The organism is Mangrovibacterium marinum, assembly GCF_003046625.1.
GTDB lineage: Bacteria > Bacteroidota > Bacteroidia > Bacteroidales > Prolixibacteraceae > Mangrovibacterium > Mangrovibacterium marinum.
Window position 1 is genome coordinate 1 of the sequence record NZ_QAAD01000035.1, and the last position, 23,976, is coordinate 23,976.

Below are 23,976 nucleotides of genomic sequence, written 5' to 3' on the forward strand. Positions count from 1 at the left end.
CTTAAATTCTTTGTCAAACTTCTTTCTCATAGGACTCATAATATAGGTAAATAAATTATACTTAACCTACCGTCCAGTCAAATGTAGCAGTTCCAGTTTTTCAAATGCATATCATTGTTGCCCGTCAAAAAAGAGAAAAGAGCCATTTCGAAGAAAAAGATCTTATCAAGCATTGTATTTGCAGAATAGGTATCCAAAGCTTTTCCGACTTTTTCCATGGAACCTTTGTACTTGTCGAAAGCCTCAGTTATTTGAAACATGTCCAACATGTGGATTTTTTCACCGCTATCTGTTCGATCTATCCGTTTTGTGAGGTAGCCCAACTCACCCGATTCCAACGAATAAGCGACGAAGGCACCACTCTTATCCCACATGCTTCAGCGATACGCATGGTCACATGTTCGTTCTCCGGTATTTGCTGAAATCGATCGGAAGGCGGCTTAAAAATATACTGCCCACCCAAGGCTCCGACAACAGTTAAACGCGTATCCGCTTTTTCTTTGGCAGCTTTAACTAATGTCAACGAAAGTTTCGGTTGTACACCAGGAACAGTCACGCTTCGCTCCACGACAGACTTAGCGAGCTCATCCATCTGACTCAAGGTATACTCAATTACAGGTGGCGTAGGAGTACCAAAGAACGCTGACGAACACTTTGGATGAAAATCCAAGTCCTCATCTATTGGCTGGTAGCAATACAAACATTTACGCATCATCATCCTCCTCAATTGGTACAACACTTACGGCTCCGATACAATTTTGACAACAAGCCAAAAGTAGGCCCATTCGATCATTTGGGTTGATCCGCCAACTTTCTGACGCTATTTCAAGCAACCATCCTTCTGGAATAAGCCCTTCAAAAAACGGAAATAACCGATTTTCGGAGTAGGGTTTGTCTGTAACTGGCATCGTAAACGAGAGAAACAATTCCGGATGCTCACTCACATACGCCGAATCGTACTGAAAAACATATTCCCCATCATCGGTTTCTGTGATTGTTCCAGCGAAATAATCCTTATAAAAAACGTTCCCTTGCCTCATCCGTTCAATTCTTTGCTATTCACCGGGGCCAACTCATGCCCAAACATACGCAACACCAGGTTGACTTTATCCATATTCAGGTTTGTCTTCCCTTGTTCAATTTTCCGAATCACTGTCAGTGCAACACCCGCACGTTCAGCAAACTCTTCCTGAGTCAAATTTACTTCTTTGCGTCGCTCTTTAACAAACTCTGCCAACTGCTTCATTATATGTCTTTAAATACAATCTCAAACAAATATATGCATTTATATGCAAAAAGATATAACGATCCTGAAAGTTCACATTTTATATGTAATACCATATAACGAGCGACAAGGACTTTCTAAACAATCAAAGCAGGATCATCAGCAGCATGCCCACATAGGCTATGAGCATTCCATAGGTGCCCCACCGAAGTTGTTTCTGAAGAAGCCTATTGCCTTGTCCATGGCAGGCTTGTTCTGGTTGTGAAAAAACAGGAGCAGACAGGATACCATGAAAAACGTTATCCCCGGGATATCGGTATATTTCATTGAGTTCCTATTTTAATGTTCTCGCTTAACTCTAGCCTTTCACAAAAGTGACTTCACACGCCTTACAAAGTCGTTTTTCCTGCACATATTCATTAATGTCGAACCAACCTCCAGTCTTCTGCCAGATGTCCAGGCCCCGACCAAGGATTACTTTCCATCCGTTGTCCAGATTGATAGAACGGTCGTGAATATTGTCGGCAAACTCATACGAAAACAAAACACCAACCGATTCTAAAGAGTAAGCCATCTGTTCAAACGCTTCCTTGGCGTTTTCGATAAATTCTTCATTATTGGCTGTCACAAGGTGGAGCTTAACCTCGGCATCTCCTTCTTTTTTCTCGGATACGAGCTTCGCAAATTCCATAAAATTACGAAGCTGGTAAGGAAGGCGGACATACGGATCAACCAAAGTTATGTCAGTCGCCCCAATTAAGTAAGCTCCGAACAGATTGTCATAACTGACCCCAGTTTGATTATCCCGGATTATCTTCTGACCATCTGCCAGTTTTAGCGAGCCCGGTCCAGTCGGCTGAGGACTCTCCTCTTTCAGAACGGTCGAATCATCCCCATGCTTTAATTCCCGAAGCCCGCAGTATTCAATTACTTCAAGCGTTTCAACAGTTACCCGTTTACCGGAGCTTTTAACGGTATAGCTAAAATCGACCTCCTCGAAGGTCTCATCCATCTTTTGAAGCTGAAGCTTTACCCGTTTACGATTCTCGATAGCAAAATCCAGCAGTTCCCGGGCATCCTCTTCGCTCATCTCCCCTGCTGGGAAAATTACTTTTGCCAATCCCCCAAAGGTCTTCGCAATAGCGGTTTTATCCCTTGTTGTTATCGAATCAGACAGCTCGAAGAATTTGGCGTATTCATGCGTCCTGTCTTCCCTGCGAAGTTCTCTCAGGATTTCAGCTAAATAGTCTACAATAAAGCCATAATCTTCCGTGAACATTTCGTTCCGAAGTTTCTGAATCTCCCAACCGGGCAAATAGGCGTGTATGCGGTCCAGGAAAGCAGTGTCATAGTAATCTTTAGGCAGCACATCGAATAAGTCAGCGTGTTTTAGCATGTAAGGAACAGGATGGTCGGTATTACCAACAAAGACCATCGAAGCTGAGGCACCATAAACCTCCGTCCCCCTGGAAAACGATTTATTAGCCATGTAGTTTTTCATGATATCAACCAGGCCACGATCAGCCTTTTTTGTTTTCCCGGCAAACTCATCATAGGCAACAATATCCCAATAGCCTACCAAGCCAATTTCACCATTGCTGTTATTTACAAACAACTTTGCTTTGGATACTTCACCTCCTGAAATTAATATCCCGTGAGGTGACATCTCACTGTAAATATGTGACTTCCCGGTTCCTTTGGGGCCTAACTCAATCAAGTTGTAGTTATTCTCGACAAATGGGATCAGTCGTGCCAATTGCAGCAGCTTGGTTCTTCGGCTAAACTCATCCGGATTTAAACCGATTGACTGCATCAACACATCAATCCATTCATCCTTCGCGAAATTGTTTCGTGCTTCTTTATATTCACCCAAATCAACGTTTGAAACCTGGATGGGCTTAATACTTTCAATAATCCACGGTGAAGCATCTTTCTGGTCGGTTGAAAAGTAGGCCAGTGTAAGAATACACCAAACGCCGCTGGATAGAAGCTTTTGATGTTCTTTGATGACGATATCCGAAATCGGAATTTGCTTTAATCCCAGGTTGGCAAAACTGGCCTCGTATTGGTCTTTCCGATCATTCAATTTCACCGAAATCTTATCGATAATCCGATGTGAACCTTTTTCCCGTACCGTTGATTTAATGATTTGGGCTTCATCCCGATGCACAAAATGTTTGGCGATAATGCTTTTTACGGTCTCAACTCCCTGATTGATGGTTTCTTCATCGTCCGTGGCACAGTATTGTCCCAAAAGGTACTCCAGCACATAAGTGGGAACGATAGCATTTCCTTTAACCAGCTTGGTCAGGTCTTTTCGCACTACTTTACCAGAGAAATGTTGATTTAGCTTGATATCGAGTTGTTTCATAGTCTAAAAATCATCAAAATCGTTCGTAAATGAAATATTCAACGTATAGAGATAACTTTTATATTCTCTCCATTTCGTAGTGCCTTCAACAGGCTCTTCCAGAACTAATTTCACCTGTTGATTTTTATATTTTCCGCTTGCTTTGCTCATTAACTGGAAACGGTGCTTCACTTCCCGTTGTCGCTCGCTTCCTTCTTCAATATCGAAAATGTACTTGAATTGATCGCTTAACAGCTCACCGCCCGAAGAATAGATTGCGGCTCGTATTGTTCGGGCCAGCACCTGTTCTGTGACGAGTTCCTGCTGGATAAATGAAACGGCAAGAATATTGGTCGTGATTTTGTCGGTTGACTTAATGATATCGATTTCAACCTGGGCGGTCGTATCCTGGCGTTTCTTATTCACCTTAACCAATGGAACCACGATTTCCTGCAGCGAAGCTCCACCGTGAATAAATCTGGAGCCAGCGCCCTTCACCCGCAGCCGGTTGATTGATTTCGGGATCAACACATCGACCGGCGACTGAATATTCAGCGCGGGTGCTTTGAACAGAATCGTAGAATCATCATGCGTCAGATTTTTGCCAATGACAAAACGTCTGTTGTCTTTCCAGACCTCGCCTGAATGCGTTGACCCACTGAAATCACTTTCATCCAGCGGTTGATGTTGGTAGATGAAGCCGTGATCTGAAGTAATCATCATGTTCGTGCCATTCATATTCGCTATCTTCTTCATCATGGCCATCAGAAAGTCGATTTCCGTTTCGACAGCTTCCAACACTTTTTCTTCAGAATCTTTGTCATCTCCCGCTTTGTCGATCCGGTTGTGATAGATGTAGATTAAGTCGTACTGTTTCACAAACTCCCGTCCGTCCGTGTTCGCATTCAGCGTCATGAAATCCTCAGCTTTAACGGCTGTTGCCCGTACACCTGAATTCTCGGAAAGGATTTTAGTCCGACCCTGAACACCTGAGCTTAACATCCCATCCACAACAATCGAATCAGTACCTTCATGAAACTCGATTTGCTTATGCGGCAATAAGGAAGCCATGCCAAGCTGCGTGTAGGAAGGAAGGCTGGCCACCATGTGCGTCAGCGAGGATTCGTATCGGTTTTCGGAAAGTAATCTACGGCTTAGCTCTTCTCCGCATTCATAGCGGAAAGCATCTGTAATAATAACAAATAACCGGTTCCCTTTCTCCGTATAGGGCTTCACATGTTGTTTGAAGAACCTTTGTTGGCTGATCGTCTCAGTGGTTGGCCACGATGTCAGTTCGTTAATAACCTTTTGCCAATTGTTGTTAAAGACCAGCAACCAGTCGTTTGAATACACTTTTTCAACTTTCTCAGACAATCGATGCAGGATTCTGTTTTGATTGGACTGACGATGGTAGTAGGTAAATTTCCGATAAGCCTGGTCAATCTCATAAAGCTTAGAAGTATAATGTTCTACCCCTTCGTTGAACCGGGTGTACTTGGTTGATGCATATTTTCGGACCAGGGAAATCAACAACGAGCCTTGCTCCAGGCTGCGATAAAAATATTCGGAATAAGCGTACCAAAATTTGTTCTCACGCTTCTTAACGAGTTGAATGAGTTTGTCATGAGAAATCGCCTCATCTGCGACCAGCTCAACCAAGTCATGCACAATTTTCTGGTCAACAACTTTGAACAGGTCGTCATTGACAATTTCTTCCAGGTTTGCACCCGACAATTGATCCTCAACCTCCAGATCGTTAGCGATCTTCTCAGCTATAACGCCAAAGCTTTCCCGATACTGGATCGTGTCCTTCCATAGTGCAAGCAGCAATCTGGATTCTTTATCGATGGTCGATTTTTTGCCTAACACAAAATTGGTGTTAAAGACTTCCAGCAGAAAATCGTAAATCGATGGTTGCTCGCTTTGATAGTTAAACTGGTACTTGATTTTTCCCCAATAATACTTCGTGAGGTTGAACCGCTCCAATTCTTTATCCAACCGCTCATTGCCGTCGACAAATGCAGCACCGTGGGCATGAATAAAGGTGATCAGGTTCACATAGTCCGTATTAAAGGTGACAGCCAACAGTTTCCCTCTGATATCTTCGTGTTCATCGCCTTCACCCAATAACTCTTTTAGCTTCAGCCTGCGTTCTTTCGCTTTAAAGAATTCTAGATGCTCGGTCACCAGTTCTTTCAGATGATACCCAAGACCGATCTCCTGGAGGAACATCGCTTCCTGATCGGTGTGAAACAGATGGTGGGCCAACTCCAGATCCAGCAGCCAGTTCTCGTCATCAGACGGTTTAGCACCTTTAAAGTACAGCAAGAATTTTGTGTCGGGTTTGAGCTTATTGATCATGTACTTTAGTTCAAACTCATTGCCCTCTACGACAATTTTCTCAACACCATCAATCGAAAGCTCTTCATATTGCTCGGTCAATTCCTGCTTTTCATCGTACCAAAAGATGACCCGATGATTTTGAAAACGCTTTATTAGTGCTTCTTGTATTTTATTCATTCTTTTTTAGTTTCATGTTCCAGCTTACCCCCCTTCGACTCCCGACCAAAGGTGCGGGAAAGGTTCGCTCAGGCTGACGGCTGCCGGTTGTCTGAAAACGGTGTCCCGCCTGATCTAAATAACATGTGGAGGGATTTGGCTTAAGCCGATTTTTAATTCGCCTCCCTCAAACTGCGATTTTTTCTTTCAGCGGGCATCTGCTCCATCAGTGTTATCTGCGTCCTATTCATCGTATCTCCTCCACATCTATCCAATCAAATTTCCGAACCTTATCCTTCGTCTTCTTATCATTCAGGCCAGGTACAGGCTTTATGGCCTTGCCGAATTTGTTGTAGTTGACCAACACGCCATCATCCAGGTCAATGGCGATGCGTTCGGTGGCGAGCGGGTAGAGGACATCCCGTTCGTATTCCTGCAATTCGAGTAGAACGAGTTTGAGCTTGTCTTTTTGTTTGGAAGCACGGGCTTGCTCGGTTGACGAACCTGTTACCATCAGGTGGTCGAGATGCTCCTGATGTGTTTGCAGCTTTTCCTTGTACTCCCTCAGGTAACCGTTGAGGATTTTGTTGAGGGTGTCTGGCGTGTAGCGGTGCATGTAGATGAGCACGTTGAACGAACCTTTGGGCGATGAGAACATCCAGTAAATGGGGCGCTTTTTATATCGGCGGATATGGTCGGTATAAAAATCTTTCATAAAGTATTTGCGGATGTCTTTGCCCAGGCAATCTTCCACAAAAGCCAGGTTTTTATCGAAGTTCTCCTTGCCAAAGCTCACCTTCAGGAACTCGTAGAAACGGCCTACAATATCATCTTCGAACCATTCGTCATCCAATACGGGGATGATGTTATCATCATCAGGGACAAAGGAAAGGTCGTTGATGGTTTGGAATTTGGAATTTGAATTTTGGATTTTCTGGAGGTAATCTTCCAGTGTTTCACCTTGGTTGGCCAAAATCAGCCCTTCTTTATCCAGCGAGTAGCGGCCAAATAGACAGCCTACAGCATAGCTAACGAATTGTGCAAACACTTCATCGGCATGGAATACCAGTTGCCCGTTTTTAATGCTGGTCTCTTCTTTTAAGATGGTAATATCTTCCAGCGGTACATCTGGGGTTAATTCGTCCTGTAAGCCATAAATCTCAATAAACTGGCGGTTGAGCTCTTCTTCGTTCTGATGCAATTGGAAGAACTTGTTTTTCCAGTACTGTTCGTAAAGGTCGTAGGATTCTTCTATGTCTTGAGCATTGATTCGAGTAAGCTCATTTTTCTGAAAATTCCATGATGTTTCCCAAATACTCCATTCTTGAGTTGATATGTCGATTGAACTATTAACTAAGTCTTCGATTTCAGAAGAATCGGAATCTTTAATTGGAATCTTTTTCACATCTCCAACTTGTGCGTTTAACGTGGGAGCAAAAAGTGCTAATAAAGGATTTATTACTTTACTGTTTAGGAATCCGAGTATAAATGTCAAATTGTCGCCCTTGTTTAAGAAAAAGGCTGGGCTTGCATCTCCTGGTATAATGCCATGCTCTTGAATTCTAAAACCAAGCGTTCCTGATATTATTTTATTCCAGACAATTGCTCTTTGAAAATACAGATGTTCACTTGGGATAATCGCTTTTCCTGTCGATTTTATTTCTTCTCCTCTCCTATACCAGTTAACTACGGTATTTAGGTTTCCATACCACCGTCTGAAGCTTCCACCGCTATTGAGAACGACCCATTTCTTGTATTGAGTATCGTTTAAGGCACTCAACGAAGGAAAAACAAAATTATTTATCTCTGTTTCATGCCAAATTCGGATAAATCTTTCAGAACTACCAGACTGTAACCCCCTTCTTGTATTTCCCAAAACCTCCAAAGAATTGTCATTTTCAATGGATGTAATCTGTGTTTCATTCAACCAATATCCTAATCGACAATCAGGGAGCCTTTGAAAGTCCTTTTGATACGCTGTGTAAAACCAATTACTTTGTGGATTCCTGATGGCTTCAAGGGTTTTGGGAGCCTGATTTGCTGCTCCCTTGAAATCACTTAAACGAATATAACTTCCTTTTGCGTTTGGCAGATTTTTATTGCGTAAGGTGAATGTACATATTGGAACAGTTGCTCCATCGAAACCTGAATATTCCAATTGAATGAGGTTATTAATGAAATGCTGGTCAATCATTATTTCACGAAGTTTCTCATAACTTGAAATAAACATCCAAACAAAGGGTGTCATGTAGCCCGTCAGACCCCCTTCGTCACAAAGTTCGAGGCAGCGTAAAACGAAAGTCGAAAACAAGTCTGATTTTGTATCGGGATACGTAGCTTCCACATATTGCTTCAAACTGCCTTCCATTCTAGAAGAGCTGATATAGGGCGGGTTGGTTACTACTACATCGTATCGTTGCCCTAATAGTTGGTAAAGCCTCTTCAACTCTTTTTGCTGTCCTCCGAACAATGAGCTCTCATCTACCTGTACGCTATTCATTTCATTCTGCTCAATCCGAATTAGAGAACCTAAAGCAGAGGCATTACTGAATTTACTATCCGTTGCAAAATCTTGATAATAAGCAATGTTTGGTTGGATGCTGCTACGCTCAACGTTTCTTAAAAACCTTCGGTGTTTCTCACGTCCTTTCATCAACAAAACAAAAGCGGCTAATTGTGCAGCACGTTGGTCGATATCTACTCCAAAGAGGTTTTTCGTAATAATCAATTCTGGAATTTCAGTCGGATTATAACCTTGTTCCTCATACATCTTGTAGAACACATCAAAAGCGTAAGAGAGGATGTGTCCAGAACCGACACAGGGTTCGAAAAACTTAATTTCCTCAATGTTTTTCGGCTTTCTTGGCTCTAACTGGTCTTTGTATGCAGGTTTAATGTAGAATTCCAATGATGCAAGAATCTTTGTCGTTGGATTAATTTCACTCCACAGTTGCCCCAAGGTATTGTCAACCATGTATTGCACCACCCATTTGGGTGTAAATAGCTGTGAAGCTGGAGCCAATTCGTTTTTCTCGTACTTCTTTTTCGAGCTGATTAAGTCCTCATTCAATTCCGAAATATAAAACTGGTAGAGCCAACCAATAATTTCCACCTGCTGGCAATCTTCGGTTGTCATGCCATCACGCATGTCCTGCACAAACGAGAATTCCGAGATTAAATCATCGGGCAGAAGCAGCTCGGTGTAGTCCTCAATCCGTTCGAACAGGAAAGGAAACACCTTATTCAAGTGGTTACAGGCACCAATCAGCAACTCTTTGTAGGCTTCGTTTTGCGGGTTGGTGCTTGGTATTTTTCCATCCAATAAATCGTAAATGTGTTGCTTTTTTACAGGCAAATCATCAGGAATGTGGCCTTGTTTGGCTTCATCCAACAGCTCAGGTAGGGTATAGCCATCTTTGGGGGTAACCACCCGCAAACCAATGGGCTGGTAGTCGTTGGCATCCATAAAACGTAGGGCCATCAGTCGGTTAAACCAGGTGTAGGCCACCTTGTCAATGACCTGTGCTTTGCTGCTGCTGTTAATGGCTTCCTGCAACTTTCTAAGCTGTTCGGCTTTTTCACGCAAAGCAGCCGAGTCGGTACTCAGCACCAATGCCAAACGGGCGCCCACCTGTTCCATTAACTTTCTGCGGGCTTCCTGTGCAAATTTCTTGAGTTTATTGGTGTTCATGGTATTTTAGTTGTTGTCGTTGGTTCGTTTGTATTTACAGTATCACCTAAAGTATCACCCGTGTTGGGCAATTTTATTTCAACCTGTTCTGTAATTATTTATGTTGCTTTTTCAAGTATCATTTGCAGTATCATTTACAGTATCATTTGCAGTATCACAATTGTTTTATTTGCCAGTAGCCTTCCTTTCGGGAACCTATTCTTTCAATAATCTGGTTTTCCTTTAATTTGTTGAAATCGGTTTCAATAGTGCGGTCTGATACTTTTAAAAACCTGGATGCCTTTTCAGCGGTTAATGAGTCTTCTAAAATAATCAGTATCAAAAGGAGGAATATCCGCTCTTTACTGGTCATCTTTGTCTCGGAACTGTCTCGGAACTGTCTCCGAAGCTTTTCCGAAGTTATTCCGAAGTTATTCCGAAGCTTTTCCGAAGCTTTTCCGAAGTTATTATCCAGATAGTGGAAGAATGCTTCATAACTATCACGCAATGTGACTCTTACTAACTCCTCATAAATATTGCTATTTTGCATCCAATTCCGAAGCTTTTCCGAAAGCTCTCCGAAGTCTTTCCGAAGTCTTTCCGAAGGTTTCGTCTCTTTCCCCTCGGTGTAGAGTTTCACGATGGTTGAGTCGAAGGCAATATCATAAACGGGAGTCGTACCGTTAAACTGTTTCCAGTTGGTGTCTATCTTTTCGAAACCATAACCAGCATTCTCCGCCAATCGAACCATCCGAAACAGCTTCGAGATTAACGGATTTCGGGGTAGTGAAATATCCTTTTCTTTTAGCTCTTCCAATGGTTTTGGCAGACCGCCAGGATTGAAAAACTCGATGTGATTGGTAAAAATCCGAATTCGGGAATGGGCAGGCGAAAAGTAATCAGCGTGCATGAGCATGTTCACCAGTGCTTCACGCATCGCTTTCAGCCCAGTCGATAACTCTTCACCAAAGCCTTCACTAGTTAGTTTAAACTCCACATCCACCTGTGGTTTCAGTCGCCTGAAACATTCAAAATAATAATCCCACAGGTTTTCGTATTCATCCAGGCGGAAGGTGTAATTGGTTGCCGCATCCGAAATGGACGTTCCTGGTATTTCCAGTAAATCGATTCGGAAATCGGGAAAATGCTTTTCTATCCGTTCCCGCTTACCTAAGAACAGTAATCCTGCATAGGTGCAAATCCCGTTGTCCAGAATCCGCAGTTTCCGCAGAAATTCATCTTCATCGTAGCGGTTATAGCTGACATCGGGATTGAAACGCCCCATGTAATCGCGGTACTGTTTCAGCGATTTTTCGTGAATATCGTCTCGGGTGGTACCTGGAGCCAATTCCGAAGTTTTGGTGCCAAAAGTCTGGTCCCGAAACATGGCATCAATTTCCTCGTTTGTTGCCCGCTGGTCCGAACTACCCCGCCTGATAAATGTATTCTGAAGACTGTTGTAATAAACAGGCTTTTCTTTCGATACAGGAACGTAAAAGGCGATGACCGTCTTCCCGTCAATGGTATGCTTCGCCTGCTTGGTTGGCACAAATACATTGAATTTACCGCCCCGAATGGTATTCAAAAAGTCCTGTTCAATCTTCTCCGGCTTGCTGACACCCTGGATCTCGAACGTTTTGCCGCTTTGTCGAACACCGAACAGCAGCCATCCGCCCGAAGTGTTGGAAAAGGCACTGACTGTTTCCCAGGTAGCTTTGGGCAGCTCACCTTGGGCTGCCTTAACCTCAAAGTCTTCCCATTCCAGGTCGGTCAACTTATGAATCAATTCGTCCCTGTTCATCTACAGTTGAATTCTTCGGTTGTTCTTAATTTGTTCCTTCAATGCTTTTTCAAAAGCTTTCAGGTATTCATCAACATCCTGGTCTGTTTGCAGCTCCGATTTGGCAAACTCAATTTTCACGTTGTTGCGGTTGATGTAGTGAACGACTGGTTGATCCTGGGCATCTCCATCTTCTGTTTTTTTAGCAGGACGGGCCAGCGCAGCCATTGCATTCAACTGCTTGGTAAACAAACTATCGGTTGCCCGGTACTTGATATCCCGAATGACGGCGATATATCGTTGATCCTTCAACTTCTTCAGCTCCAGCTCAAACGGTTGGATGATTTGCTTTTTCTGAACATCGGTCAATTTCTTAAAATCGTATTTGGATTTTAAATCACGGATCGCTTTTTCGATCCCCTCATTTGCTTTCGCTTTTTCGGCCTCAATCTTTTCCAACACTTTTGCCGAAAGCGAATCCTTCGCCAGCTTGGCCTCCCGAATTAAACTGCCTGTATAAGGTTTGGGGTGGTCCATCAAACTTTTCAGAACTTCCAGTTCGTCACCATCTACATAGTCCAGGTTGGAAGTATCGCCCGAAAGGATGGCCTGGATGGAATTGTAAATGTTCACCTGGTCGCCATTCATGAACCGTTTAATCGGGTCGAGCAAACCCTCCTTGTCATCCAACAATTCATCTTCAATATCGCTTAAATTGGTCAGGTAGTAACTGTATTCTTTGGCCGACCATCGCCCCAGCTGTTCGCCCAAAGGCTCCAAACTTTGCAGGAACGAATATTGCTTTTTCTGAACCAGAAGCTTATTGACCTCGATCAACATTTCCTTGAGTTTTGCTTTAAAGGCATTGGCTACATCCCGGGCTTCCTTCAGCGAGCATGGCTCATCGAAGGCATCAGCATAGGCTTGCTTCAATTTCTTAATGGCCTCAGGTGACACTTCAGTCGGTGCTTCGAGCAACGTATTCCCATAGTTGGCGCTGTTCAACAAAGCATTCAATACATCTTCGTCTTCCAACAGGTTCGAGTCGCGCTTAAACTCAATTTTACCCCGTTTATACAATTTTGCCGTGATTGTCCAAATGGCATTCGGGTACCAACCATAAGGTTTTCGGGTGAAATGGATCCTTAAATCGGCCAGCGAAGTTCTGTCCGATTGTCGCTTTCGTCTGTTTATCAGGTTAACGATTTCCGATTCGGCTTCCGATACGGTATTTTCGTCCAGGCCAAACAACTCGCTCTGGCGGCTTCGAACGGTTGTCCTGATGCTATCCTCATTATACTGTGTGGTACCCAACATGCGCAGGCTCGGATAAACCATCTTGATTAAATCCTGAAAGGCATTGACCACCCTTGTTCTTCCGTCGGACGCCTGCCCCATTTCGTGTTTGCTACCGTTCATATAAACCGTAGCATTCGCCAGCGATTTATTGGCCAGCAAAACAAGATTGCGTTTTCGTTCCGCATTTTGCTGGGCCTTATCCTGAAGGATTCGCTTAAACTCGGACCGGTTGGATGTTGACTGGTTTTGTTTCACGTACTTATTGGTCCGCAAATACATTTTCAAATCCTTAATGAAGACAGCATCGGGAGCGAGTACTACTTTCATTCCGGGACTACCCATGGTTTGCGATTTCAGAAATGACTCGTTACCATAATCGGTACAGTTTTGCGTAACGATTTCAATTTCCAGTTCTTTCTCCCGACCAAGTGTGGCACCGTCAATCTTACTGGTAAAATCGTAATCCTGCTTATTATCAGCGTATCTTATTTTATTGTCTTTGATAATTTCATCGAAAAACATCTCCTTCAATTGCTGTGTAATAGCCTGATCATCAATATCCGTATTTTTAATTTCCTCTTCTACATCTTTTTCATCATCGGTCAAAAACTCGTATAAATCGCCATTACGCTGCACATAGTTTTGATTCTCCAAAACGTTCAGGGCCTCTTCTACTTTGCGCTCATGTTCCTTCAGCTCAAGGTTGATATCGTCAATCATGAGAACCGACACATTCCGCCGGGTCGTTTTGAAGTTTCCGAAGTATTTTACCAGAAATAAAGCTTTCAGCACCTTCACCGCAAAACGATCCTCCAGGTTTCTTTCTGCGAGAATGATAAACTGCTGGATTTCGCCTCTCAATTCGTTGCGAATCCCTTCAAACATCAAATCGAAGCTAACCAGTGCATTACCTTCCCTGTTCTCTATTTCCTTCACAACCTGTTGAAATACGCCAAGCATGGATCGTTCACCAACCGAGGCGTGCTTTCCCTGGAATGCGTTGTGCGTAGACAGCGCCCTCCGACAACTCTGGAAAAGGTCGAACTGATAGGGTACAAAAGGGTATTTGTTTCCATAGTCCGTAGCACTGGAGTATCCTTTAAATTGAACACCTGCTTCGGAAAAGGAAAGCAAGGATTCCAAATAAGCGCTTTCCCGTTTAAAATCGTCAGCCAATAGCTTTTGTGGTGCATCTTTCTTTTTGAGCAAACGCTTTTCAATCACCTCGTCGACGTTAGCTGATGTCAATGGTATTTTTATTTTGAAGCGCGCCTGAATGCGGGAAAAGTCGTTTTGCTGTTGCTTATTCATATCACCAACCACCTTTTCCATATCTTCCTGCGAGGTCACCAGTATCCAGGACGATCCGCTCGTTTTGGTAGCCAACGTTTCGGCAATGGTTTGCAGGTTCAACATCAACTTGGTGTTGTCGCTGATATACTGTCCAACCTCATCCACAAAGAAATTCAAGCGAAATCCGGCAGGTTTTGATTTGATGTATGCATTCACCCGCTCGCAAAAATCTTCAATGGACTGTTTGTTTTTGTCTTCCAGGTCATCCAGGATCGATTCATACTTCGTTGCATCATGTCCGTTAAGCTCACTCAACACCTCTGCAATATCATCGGTCACCAGTGGGTCGAAATAGTCGATACGGGCTTCCTGCCAGCTCTTCCCATGCCTGGCGGCAAACTTGGTTTTAAAGTCATCATACTTGCCCTGTTTATCGACCCAAGCCTCGAACTCGGCCACATGGGGTTGAAAACCGTAATACCCCAAATGGTCAAAAAAGACCTTGTAAAAGACGGAAAGAATGGCTTTCGCATCTGCTTTACTCGTAATCTGGGCTTGCTGGTCAATATTAAAAAGGATCGATTCTGACGGAATTCGGGTTGCCTGGATAATGTCTCCCTTCAACATCTCATCATCTTCAATTTTCTCGGCAAATAGTTTCCCGCATTTATAATCATCATGCACTTTGTTTGCCAGAACGTAAGACAGAATTTTCAACAAGTGAGATTTACCACTCCCAAAAAAGCCTGATATCCAGACTCCGTTTGCGCCCCCATAGTTATTGTAGGCGTAGAAGAAATCACGAATTTTTTTGGCGATCTCATTGGTAATAACGTACTCTGTTACTTCTTCTGAAATGTTATTCTGATCATCGGCTTTAATGACCGTTTCGATGTATCTGTCAATCGGTTTGTCGAAAAGTTCTTTGATTATCATTTGGGTTGTATTTTTTCAATGTTGAAGGCTCTGTAGTAGTTATCGTCTTTTAGTTTCCCGAACAGGTTTAGCGAAATCCCATCGTATTTACCCGGAAAGAAGCAAACCGTAGGCGCTTCTTTAGCAATACTTTGAAGATTATTCAAGACGTTGTGTGACCTGATGAATGGAAAAACCAGGCCAACACCTGTCAGAAAATAAACCGGAGCATCACTTTCTTCAATTTTGCCTGCGATCCGGGGCATCAAAACTTCGTGGATATTGAGGGTTGATTGCAATGCTTTCAAGAACTTCTCTTTGCCCTTTGCTTTCTCGACACGAAACATGCGTTCCATACCACCTTTCTCTTCCAAAATTTCGCAAACGGTGTCGTACAGGTTAATTTCCAACACATTGACACCTGCGGTACTCAGTTTATTTTTTAGCATTTTGATGCCATCACGCACCCCAAGTTCCTGCTCTGCCTCGTATGGTGAAATAAAAAAAGGGATCTCCCCACCAAGAGATTCTTTGCTCAGGAAGCTCTCCATCGAAATCACCTGATAAAGGCGATTGAATTTTTGTGATAAATCTTCCATTTCAGTTTTGATTTTCAATATCCAGGTCACTCATTAGCAAAACCTTTAACCACTCTTTGTTATCTTCAGCTATCGCCCGAATAACGTTTTCGTCCGGCAGTTGCGGTTGAATCATCTTACTTTTTACATTATCGATAATTCCCGCCTGTTCCAGCATTTTGAATGTAACCTGTTTTATTTTTTTTTGAGTCGTTTCGGTTAGCTTTTCCATCTCAGGGTGCAACTCAGCTTTGCTTCTGACGAAGGATATGTATTCACCTTCTGTAAGCTCATGGTCATACAAAAACAACTTCTCCCGTATGACTTCAACCGTGAAATCACGAACAAACAAATGAGCCTTGCAAGCAGCCAAAAATGCAATATGGCGCTGCTCTGCTAAACTTCCACTTGCCAGAATATCCACTTGTCTTCGGCTGAGTGTCGCTAGCCGCTTTTTGATTACATGATATCTGCGTTTACCGGTAGCCGCTTTTCCATCACCCAACTCCTGAAAGTCAATATCTTTCCCTCCACTTACTGTGTTTGCAAGCTTAGCCATGTCATTCACCCGAAGCGAAAAACCGGTATAGGAAAAATCATATTTGCCAATTCGATCCATCAATGCACTAACTCCTTTTCCGGCACATTCAACAACTCACTCAGTTTCCGCAAGTGTTTATCTTTAGGAGCACTTTTCCCCTGCACCCAGTTGCTCACGGTAACAACACTCACCCCAATTTTCTGAGCAATAAATGTTTGCTTCATCCCCTTCGATTTGATAATATCTTTCAGCATGTCTTTAATAAAAATTAAAGTTTGTCTTCACCAAATTTAAACTTTTGCCGGAAACTTATTGCTACTCCAAGTCGAAAAAGAGTTAGTTCTGAATGAAATTTGTGAATGTTGCCCATTCCGAACTGGCAGGAAGAAGTGATTTTCCGCCAACAACAAAAAACCTTCATAATTACAGGGGAATCACCAACAGGGATGAAAATTCACTATTTCTCGACCATACTGTTGTCGTTGTTGTCACAAGTTGTCTTGTTGTCATCCTATACAGCATCAACCAGTAAGGAAGCGTTTTGATCAATGCCCAAAAGTCGGGAACCCGTTGGCCTGGTTTTATCGAGGCCGAAATCAAACGGAAAGCTTCCTGCAATCCCGGAGGGATGCTATTTGGCTAGCTTAACGGCGACAGGGGCGAAATTCCGTCCCGTACGGGACAAGGTTCCTATTTGATCAAAAGTCGAAGTGGAAAACAGCAGGTTCTGAAATGCCGTGGAAGAAACTTCCAAAGTGCATACCTGTAGCCCTCTGTAACTCTCCCCTGAAATGAACCAATTCTGGCGGATTGATTCAATTCTGTCCCCTCTCTGCGGGCAGAGCGGGGGAATCCCGAAGCTAACGGTAGATTGCAAGAAACACCATCAACGAGTATGAATGACGTTCGATCAATGCCAAAAGTCGGGAGGAGGTTGGCCTGGTTTTATCGAGTGTTCACATTCGAAAATGCTATAAAGAAAAGAAACAGAGTAATGTTTCTTAAGAGACCAGAATCAAACGGAAAGCTTCCTGCTATCCCGATGATATCGGGAAGAACTTAGCTTTTCGGCAGATGGCGGTTGCAGATAAAAATCAGCCATGACCTTTTTGTTTCGTTTTTGTGTCCCCGTCTGACCGGCCGGGCAGGACTACAAAAATGAAAACCCGTCCGGTAGGACAAGGTTCCTCTTTGATCAAAAGTAAAATAGAAAACGTTCTCCGGCATGTCCGGAAAACGACCCGAAGGCGGTTTAAAAAGTCTCCGGCTAAAATGTTTAATCCCGATTAGCATCAACGTCTCCCCTTCCATTTTGTCGATTAGTGACAAAAAAGTTTCCCATTTTATCGGATTAGGAGCGGCCGTTTTGCCCGCTTCCGGCGGCTGAAAACGCGAAGGTATTTTCACCGGTTTTGGGCCGGGCAAAATCCGGACTTTCTGTAAGGTTTCTGTATGCTTACTGTATGCTTTCTGTATCTAAGCATACAGTAAGCTAGTTGTAAGCTTACCGAAAGCATGTCGCAAATAAGGACTTGTACAGGAGCAAATCCGGACCGAAACCGAGGGCTTCAAATTTGTAACCGGAGAAACGAGCGGGAACATCGCCACTTACGGCTTGGCCTGTCTGCGGACAAGCCGGGGGATATCAATTTGAATCTGAAACCCAGTAAAAAGCGAAGTGAATTTATTGGGTCGTTTCAAATACAGATCATTATTGTCGGCTTGTCGTCGAAAGTAGCGTCAAAGTCTCCTGATGATCCGGCAGAGTGGCGTCTTGACGTTCATCGACTGTCACCGGGAAACACAAAGGCGCCCTGTTTACTCTCCCCTGAATTGCTCCAATCCTTACGGATGGGTTCAATTCAGTCCCCGCTCTGCCAACTGAGCGGAGGAACGCAGGAAACGCTCCTCTTCGCCTGGTGACTCGGGCTCACCTGGTGAATACACTCGAAAGAATCAGCAGCAGGAAGAAAAGGCACTATTTTTCGGTTGTCGGGTTGCAGGGCAAGCCCTGCGGAAACGGCAAACAGCGTTGCCGGCTAAACGATATGGAGGCTAAAAATAAACAGAGTCCCCTTCTCGGAGAGCTCTGTTTGATTGAAATTTTAAAAGGAAGCCGGACACTCTTGCCCGGCTTCGGATCGTGATTACTGAAATACTACTCTCTACCTCGCTTCCAAGTAGTCATTAACCACACAAACTAAGAGTTATCGTCTATCTTTCGTGTAGGACACGATACCCTTCAGGCTTTCGCCGCCCAAAGTGGCCCGATAGATGTATTGACCCGCTGCATGGGTATCGGAGCTAAACCGGTGCGTTGCGCGAACAAGCTGTCCTTTTACAACTTGTTGTTTCAGCACGGTTGCTACTTTTTGTCCCTGCATTGAGTACAGTTCAATTTCAGCTTCTCCGTCGCGGTCAGCCGTAAACTCGAAGTTCACTTCCTGAGTCGTCGGGTTCGGATAAGCCAGCATCTCCATCGATGTTACTAAGGAACTTTCGGTTGTCATGATCGACGGTGAAATCGGTTCCAGAGTACATGAGCCAGGCAACGGTGTATTGTCGGTACATCCGGCAACGGCATCAATAGATCCCCAACTTCCGGCAATTGGACCACTACCAAAATCAGCAACGAAATCGTAAGTAGAAACATCTCCGCTACGACTTGCACCCTGGATCGACTTGGTATTGTATTTCACACCCAGTACGTAAGTTGCGCCAGGAGTTGCTCCCGTAACTACGGCATGAGCGTTTTCACCATCATCACCATCGGCATATACTTCGATAGATATGCTGTTACAGTTCTCGTCGAATAATTTAATATCCTTACCTCCGTGAACGGCAAACAGTCTATCGATTACTCCATCATTGGTTTGAAGGACACTAATTGTAAAGTTAGCTGAAGGTGCTTCAAAATCGGTATAGTAGAAGAATACACCCGGAGTTGCAACACCTACATAGCCATTTTCAGCCTTGAAACAAACATTTTCCAACTCGTAAGCTGTTCCTGTCAGATAATGACAGCAAGTAGTCTGAGTCGGGAAGATATGTTCGCATGGACATGGTGCAACTTTATAGGTTGCAGGACATTCCTTGGTTTCGCAAACATTACCTTCAGCATCATAGCTCTTGGCGATAAATAATACACTCACCTCGGTACCTTCACAGTAATTGTATTCAGGCAACTCTTTCGGAGTAACCTCTACATCTGCTTTACAACCACCACTGGCTATTGAATTGTCTGCAATCCACTTCGCGAAATCTGCTTTTACTTCCTCCAATGACATGCATTGTGCAACGCCTCCGTCATCAGGACATGTGTAAACCAAAGCTGGTGTAGCCGGTACTACAAAGTCGACAATACAACCGTCTTCATCGCAAACCATTCCGTCGGCATCGTAGCTTGTTGCATGAATGGTTACAGGAATTGTTTCACCGTCACACAAATTAGCTCCCGGGTATGTTTCAGGACTTACAGTTACCACAACTTCACATTCTCCGGTTGCTGAACCTGTAATAATTCCCTGAACCCAGTCATTATAAGTAGACGCGATCACTGAAGAAGGTGTACATTCGGCGATTACCGGAGCTGTCGGGCAGGTAAATGCCAGTGGTTCCGGTGCAGCAACTGTAAAAGTAGCTGTACACTCGTCCGTATGATCACAGTAGTCTGTTACAACATAAGTATACTCAAGATATACTCCATCGCATAAGTTAGTCGGTAATTCCGGGATTGGATCATAATTATCTGATTCCGGATCTGTACTCTCATCAAAAGGTTCAATTCCGCCTTCAAAGCCAAATCCATCAACCCAAGCTTGGTAGGCTGTTTCAATCTCTTCCAAGTCACAAGCAGGGAGGTCTGGATCGTCAGGACAATGAGCGACAGGTGGGTCAGCAACAATATTCAACTGTATTGGTGCGACAAAGTCCTTTAACTCAGAACTTGTTGATTGACTTGATGTACGAGTACTAATAAAGCAAGTGCTTACTGTTAAGCAGGGATCCTCATCCAAATCGAACAAGGCGCTAACATTTATAGCTCCCTCACACCACTGGTTGACTTCATAATAAGGTAAAGTATACCACTCACCATTTATCTCAAAGTCGTCGTATTGCCCAAAGGCCGGGAAATGAACAGGGGTTACTTCGGTATTCACCGTCGCCAGAATGGAGCCATAAGGATAACCATGCACCGGATCATTCAAACTGGACAAAATTTCGACGTACTGGAATTTGCCTTCGCTTTCAACCCATTCCCAACGGTTAACCTTCACGTCGGCTTGATCGCCACCATTAAAAAGTCCTACAAACACGATGATGTCGCCAACAGTGCGGCCACCATCCGGTCCATCTGTAATAAAACCGCCTTCTTCTTCGCCTTTTGAATTTGTTCCGGTAACCGTCATCTCCATTGAAGCCTGAAGGAACTCAAAAGAAATCCAGCTTACCCCATGAACGGACTTGCGGTCGGCGGCAAAGGCACACCATAATTCCGTGGGATCACCATACTCGCCATCAATTCCCATTATTTTAGGATCACCCCAGGTAAAAATAGCCCCGCAATTCTGCATGTCATCTTTTTGAGGTGAACTCACAGGCCCCCAGGTCCATTCCAATTCAGGATCATCATTCATCTTGGTGGATGATGAAAAACCGGTAAGGTCGTCATTGCCAATTCCATCAGCATAAACGATTGTCGTATCATCTACTACATCAGGGAAGTTATGGATCACCGCATCAAAATTTTCAGGTCCATTCCCCATGCCATCCCAGATTACATCGAGTACTCCGGCTTCAGGATCATTAGGATAAACTTCATTACCATCTGGAGGATATACTTCTCCCCAATAGAAAATATCACCGAGATTATTAAAATTAAATTCCAGTGAATCATCTTCAGCAGGAGTTGCAAGATTCGGGACCTTGTATATTAGATCCTTGTGGTAAGCATAAGCATCACCATCGATGGAAGTACCATTATGTGGTGATTGTACAGGAACAGGCCCAAGGATATTCCCGGTGATCGTCTCTTTATCCTTCTGGGCCATTGCCGTATTCGGTAAAATCATCGCCGTCAGCATGGCTACAGCCAAAAGCATGGTATAGCGCCAACATCGATGATAACCGGTAAGAGTAGAGTTAGAGTAAAAATTCTCCATAATTCGATGAATTAAGGTTTCATTGTTTTTGCAGAAGCCTTCCTTCTCTTCTAATTGACTGATATAGCGGACACTGCAAAAACTCGCGTTCACATACATAAATTCCCTTTCTCACAGGGAATCGCAACAGAGAGTACCGGGTTTCCCGCCCGGAAAAATCATACAAAAAGATAGTGCAAAATGAAGCGGAGATCAATCAGGAATGTTACGGATATTTGCGTTTAACAGTCCGTTTTACTCTTACAAAAAGACAGAAAGAGCACCGGATATCCCCAATTTATCATCATATAAGACGAACAAAGCAGGAAGCAAATGCGCTCGATTTGGGTCGAAGTCATCCGGGGGATACATTTCCAAAGAAAATGCATGACTCCTGTGGATGTCCAACTGGGATGAAAGTTTAGGATTTTTCGACGATACTGTTGTCGTTGTTTCAAAAGTTATCGGGTTGTCGTTCCACATCTAATCAGAACCAGTTATTGACATTGCTCCTTAGCGCCTTTGCGTGGTCGACTTTCAGCAAAAAGCTTCATGCTTCCCGAGCGAATCACCAGCAGGGATGAAAGTCACGGATTTGGGATTGTCGGGAGTTGTCGGGTTTCCTCGAAAGTAGCATCAAAGTCCTCTGATGATCCGCCGGCTTGCCATTCTTCTACATTCACAAAAAAACATCCGTGCCATCTAACTCTCCCCTGAAATGAACCAATCCTGGCGGATCGATTCAATTCTGTCCCCTCTCTCGGGCAGAGCGGGGGAAACTCAAAAGCCACTCCTCTTCGCCTGGTGAATACACCCCAAAATCCGGTTTCGAAGGAATCACCAACTGGGATGAAAGTTTACTATTTTTCAACGATGCTGTTGTCGTTGTTTTCAAAAGTTGCCGGGTTGTCGTTCCACATCTAATCAGAACCAGTTATTGACATTGCAACTTAGCGCCTTTCCGTGGTCGACTTTCAGCCAAAAAGAAGCCGGGCACCCCGGCCCGGCTTCATCATTGTGATTACTGAAATTGAACTTTCAGCTTGTGATCATTGAGATAGAAATACATCTGTTTTTTTTGCATAGGCAAACTATTTGGATTCCTGATAGATCAATTGACCCGTAATAACCGTACCTCCCAGCATGTAACGATAAACGTAAGTTCCTGTTACAATTCCGTGGGGAACATACTGAACCTGAACAGCCTGCCCTTTGACAACTTTCTGTTTCATAATCGTAGCGACCTTTTGGCCGGTTAGATTGAACAGTTCAATTTTGGCAACACCGTCTTTTTCAGCTGTGAATACAAAATCAACATACTCATGGAACGGATTCGGTTTAACAACGACCGACTCATCTTTCTGATCAATCTGAATCGTTGGTTCATCCGGTTCATCTGCAGACAACTGACAGTCAATGCCTAAATCCATCGGTTCATAGCCATCGGCAATTACCGGATCCAAAGACTGAGTGCAGCTACAAATTACTTCGCAGGTAACGGCATGAGCAATGATGTAGAATCCGCCATGAACGTTATCAAACTCAGCAGTCAGACCATTGACATGTTCCAGGCTTCCGCCATTGAATGTAAATTGTCCCGGTGCAACTGTTGGCTTACCATTTTTCGTTGGATACGGTTCGCATCCCACATAAATGTGTGCTTCGCTCAGGGCATAACCTTCATCAATTTGATACTCGACATTAACCGTACTACCGTCATAGTCAACAACTACCTGACCAACCAGAGTGCCTTTAGCAACGATACATTGTGCAGCACCGGCATACAGCGGTAAGGTATATTGGCCTTCTTCGGTAATCAGATTAGTCCATCCCCAGCGAGAGAATCCATCCTCGCGGAAACAGCGGGCATCTGACTCATAGTCACCATCCAGTTTGGCAATTGCTGTTTCACAATAACCATACTTCGTAGTTTCCTTAGTCACGTAGATGATTTTCTCAGCAGGATTACCACAGTCGTCAACCACCTGGAAGGTGTAAGCATAGACGGTCGTACATTCGTCGGAGCTATACGGCACGCCTGCTGCTGTTACGGTTCCACCTTCAGAACAATTGTCGGTCCACTCAACAGTCAGTGATGGAGGCAGCTCTTCGTTGCAGATTGCGTAGTCTTCACCCATGATTGTTGGCGGAGTCTCATCGTAGACAGTAATCAGCTGTACTCCTGTCGTCGTATTACCGGCACAGTCAGATACGGTCCATGTGCGAGTAATTACACCACAATGTTCTAAAACAACATCATCACTGTAAGTCGGAACTAACTCTCCGTCGCAGTTGTCCATGGCGGTTGCCATTCCCGCATCGCCCATTTCACATTCGAAGCGGATATCGGCTGGTAAGGTCAATACCGGTGCGGTATCATCATAGATTGTGATGGTCTGTACATCGCTGCTGGTGTTACCCGCGCAGTCTGTCACGGTCCAGGTTCTCAGGATATCGCCAAAGCCGCAGTTATCCAATCCCGACAGATCGTCGCTGTAGCTTGGTTCAAGCATGCCGTCGCAGTTATCCTCGGCGGTTGCCATTCCCGCATCGCCCATTTCACATTCGAAGCGGATATCGGCTGGTAAACTCAATACCGGTGCGGTATCATCATAGATTGTGATGGTCTGTACATCGCTGCTGGTGTTACCCGCGCAGTCTGTCACGGTCCAGGTTCTCAGGATA

The 23,976-nt window shown here is 44.0% G+C and carries 15 protein-coding genes; 1 reads left to right on the forward strand and 14 read right to left on the reverse strand.

The window, feature by feature from the left end; translation table 11 throughout:
- Positions 1-77 precede the first annotated feature (77 nt).
- The 12 genes from C8N47_RS19070 to C8N47_RS17950 form a co-directional block, all read right to left on the reverse strand.
- On the reverse strand, positions 78-374 hold the full coding sequence (locus C8N47_RS19070; RefSeq protein WP_342747989.1) for a HipA domain-containing protein: 297 nt from the start codon (positions 372-374) through the stop codon (positions 78-80).
- A complete protein-coding gene (locus tag C8N47_RS19040) occupies positions 299-592 on the reverse strand; it encodes a HipA domain-containing protein (protein ID WP_211316206.1) in 294 nt (97 codons plus the stop codon). The genes C8N47_RS19070 and C8N47_RS19040 overlap by 76 nt, the downstream gene beginning before the upstream one ends.
- 112 nt (positions 593-704) lie before the next feature.
- Positions 705-1,040 carry a HipA N-terminal domain-containing protein gene (locus C8N47_RS17900; protein ID WP_107823947.1) on the reverse strand — a complete coding sequence of 112 codons (336 nt, stop codon included), beginning with the start codon at positions 1,038-1,040 and terminating at the stop codon, positions 705-707.
- Positions 1,037-1,246, reverse strand: a complete 210-nt coding sequence (locus tag C8N47_RS17905) for a type II toxin-antitoxin system Y4mF family antitoxin (RefSeq protein ID WP_107823948.1) — start codon at positions 1,244-1,246, stop codon at positions 1,037-1,039. Before C8N47_RS17905 ends, C8N47_RS17900 begins: the two co-directional genes overlap by 4 nt.
- Positions 1,247-1,583: 337 nt before the next feature.
- On the reverse strand, positions 1,584-3,596 hold the full coding sequence (brxL, locus tag C8N47_RS17915; RefSeq protein ID WP_107823950.1) for a protease Lon-related BREX system protein BrxL: 2,013 nt from the start codon (positions 3,594-3,596) through the stop codon (positions 1,584-1,586).
- 3 nt (positions 3,597-3,599) lie between these two features.
- On the reverse strand, positions 3,600-6,095 hold the full coding sequence (gene pglZ / locus C8N47_RS17920) for a BREX-1 system phosphatase PglZ type A (protein ID WP_107823951.1): 2,496 nt from the start codon (positions 6,093-6,095) through the stop codon (positions 3,600-3,602).
- A gap of 226 nt (positions 6,096-6,321) precedes the next feature.
- Entirely contained in the window at positions 6,322-9,765 is a 3,444-nt protein-coding gene (gene pglX, locus C8N47_RS17925) for a BREX-1 system adenine-specific DNA-methyltransferase PglX (protein WP_107823952.1), read from the reverse strand.
- A 154-nt stretch (positions 9,766-9,919) separates the two neighbouring features.
- The gene (locus C8N47_RS17930) at positions 9,920-11,545 is read right to left on the reverse strand and encodes an RNA-binding domain-containing protein (RefSeq protein WP_107823953.1); all 1,626 of its coding nucleotides are present in this window, start codon (positions 11,543-11,545) and stop codon (positions 9,920-9,922) included.
- The gene (gene brxC / locus C8N47_RS17935; RefSeq protein ID WP_107823954.1) at positions 11,546-15,052 is read right to left on the reverse strand and encodes a BREX system P-loop protein BrxC; all 3,507 of its coding nucleotides are present in this window, start codon (positions 15,050-15,052) and stop codon (positions 11,546-11,548) included. It abuts the gene before it with no gap.
- Entirely contained in the window at positions 15,049-15,630 is a 582-nt protein-coding gene (locus tag C8N47_RS17940; protein ID WP_107823955.1) for a DUF1788 domain-containing protein, read from the reverse strand. Before C8N47_RS17940 ends, brxC begins: the two co-directional genes overlap by 4 nt.
- A 1-nt stretch (position 15,631) precedes the next feature.
- Positions 15,632-16,228 carry a DUF1819 family protein gene (locus tag C8N47_RS17945; RefSeq protein WP_107823956.1) on the reverse strand — a complete coding sequence of 199 codons (597 nt, stop codon included), beginning with the start codon at positions 16,226-16,228 and terminating at the stop codon, positions 15,632-15,634.
- Positions 16,228-16,404: a helix-turn-helix domain-containing protein gene (locus tag C8N47_RS17950; protein ID WP_107823957.1), complete on the reverse strand. Its 177-nt coding sequence runs from the start codon at positions 16,402-16,404 to the stop codon at positions 16,228-16,230. Before C8N47_RS17950 ends, C8N47_RS17945 begins: the two co-directional genes overlap by 1 nt.
- Before the next feature lie 92 nt (positions 16,405-16,496).
- Here C8N47_RS17950 and C8N47_RS17955 point away from each other — a divergent pair, with 92 nt between their 5' ends.
- Positions 16,497-16,682 carry a hypothetical protein gene (locus tag C8N47_RS17955; protein WP_146161572.1) on the forward strand — a complete coding sequence of 62 codons (186 nt, stop codon included), beginning with the start codon at positions 16,497-16,499 and terminating at the stop codon, positions 16,680-16,682.
- Between the two features lie 1,675 nt (positions 16,683-18,357).
- Here the strand turns inward: C8N47_RS17955 and C8N47_RS17965 are convergent.
- Both C8N47_RS17965 and C8N47_RS17970 read right to left on the reverse strand, forming a co-directional pair.
- The gene (locus C8N47_RS17965; RefSeq protein ID WP_107823960.1) at positions 18,358-21,411 is read right to left on the reverse strand and encodes a T9SS type A sorting domain-containing protein; all 3,054 of its coding nucleotides are present in this window, start codon (positions 21,409-21,411) and stop codon (positions 18,358-18,360) included.
- A 971-nt stretch (positions 21,412-22,382) separates the two neighbouring features.
- The coding region (locus C8N47_RS17970; protein WP_146161573.1) for a T9SS type A sorting domain-containing protein at positions 22,383-23,976 on the reverse strand (1,594 nt) is incomplete at its 5' end.

Coding starts and splice junctions, on each gene's coding strand:
- C8N47_RS17940 (WP_107823955.1), bottom strand. CDS start 15,630: ATGGAAGATTTATCACAAAAATTCAATCGCCTTTATCAGGTGATTTCG.
- C8N47_RS17945 (WP_107823956.1), bottom strand. CDS start 16,228: ATGGATCGAATTGGCAAATATGATTTTTCCTATACCGGTTTTTCGCTT.
- C8N47_RS19070 (WP_342747989.1), bottom strand. CDS start 374: ATGTGGGATAAGAGTGGTGCCTTCGTCGCTTATTCGTTGGAATCGGGT.
- pglX (WP_107823952.1), bottom strand. CDS start 9,765: ATGAACACCAATAAACTCAAGAAATTTGCACAGGAAGCCCGCAGAAAG.
- C8N47_RS17930 (WP_107823953.1), bottom strand. CDS start 11,545: ATGAACAGGGACGAATTGATTCATAAGTTGACCGACCTGGAATGGGAA.
- brxC (WP_107823954.1), bottom strand. CDS start 15,052: ATGATAATCAAAGAACTTTTCGACAAACCGATTGACAGATACATCGAA.
- C8N47_RS17955 (WP_146161572.1), top strand. CDS start 16,497: ATGAAATTTGTGAATGTTGCCCATTCCGAACTGGCAGGAAGAAGTGAT.
- C8N47_RS17950 (WP_107823957.1), bottom strand. CDS start 16,404: ATGCTGAAAGATATTATCAAATCGAAGGGGATGAAGCAAACATTTATT.
- brxL (WP_107823950.1), bottom strand. CDS start 3,596: ATGAAACAACTCGATATCAAGCTAAATCAACATTTCTCTGGTAAAGTA.
- C8N47_RS19040 (WP_211316206.1), bottom strand. CDS start 592: ATGGATGAGCTCGCTAAGTCTGTCGTGGAGCGAAGCGTGACTGTTCCT.
- C8N47_RS17905 (WP_107823948.1), bottom strand. CDS start 1,246: ATGAAGCAGTTGGCAGAGTTTGTTAAAGAGCGACGCAAAGAAGTAAAT.
- C8N47_RS17965 (WP_107823960.1), bottom strand. CDS start 21,411: ATGTATGTGAACGCGAGTTTTTGCAGTGTCCGCTATATCAGTCAATTA.
- C8N47_RS17900 (WP_107823947.1), bottom strand. CDS start 1,040: ATGAGGCAAGGGAACGTTTTTTATAAGGATTATTTCGCTGGAACAATC.
- pglZ (WP_107823951.1), bottom strand. CDS start 6,095: ATGAATAAAATACAAGAAGCACTAATAAAGCGTTTTCAAAATCATCGG.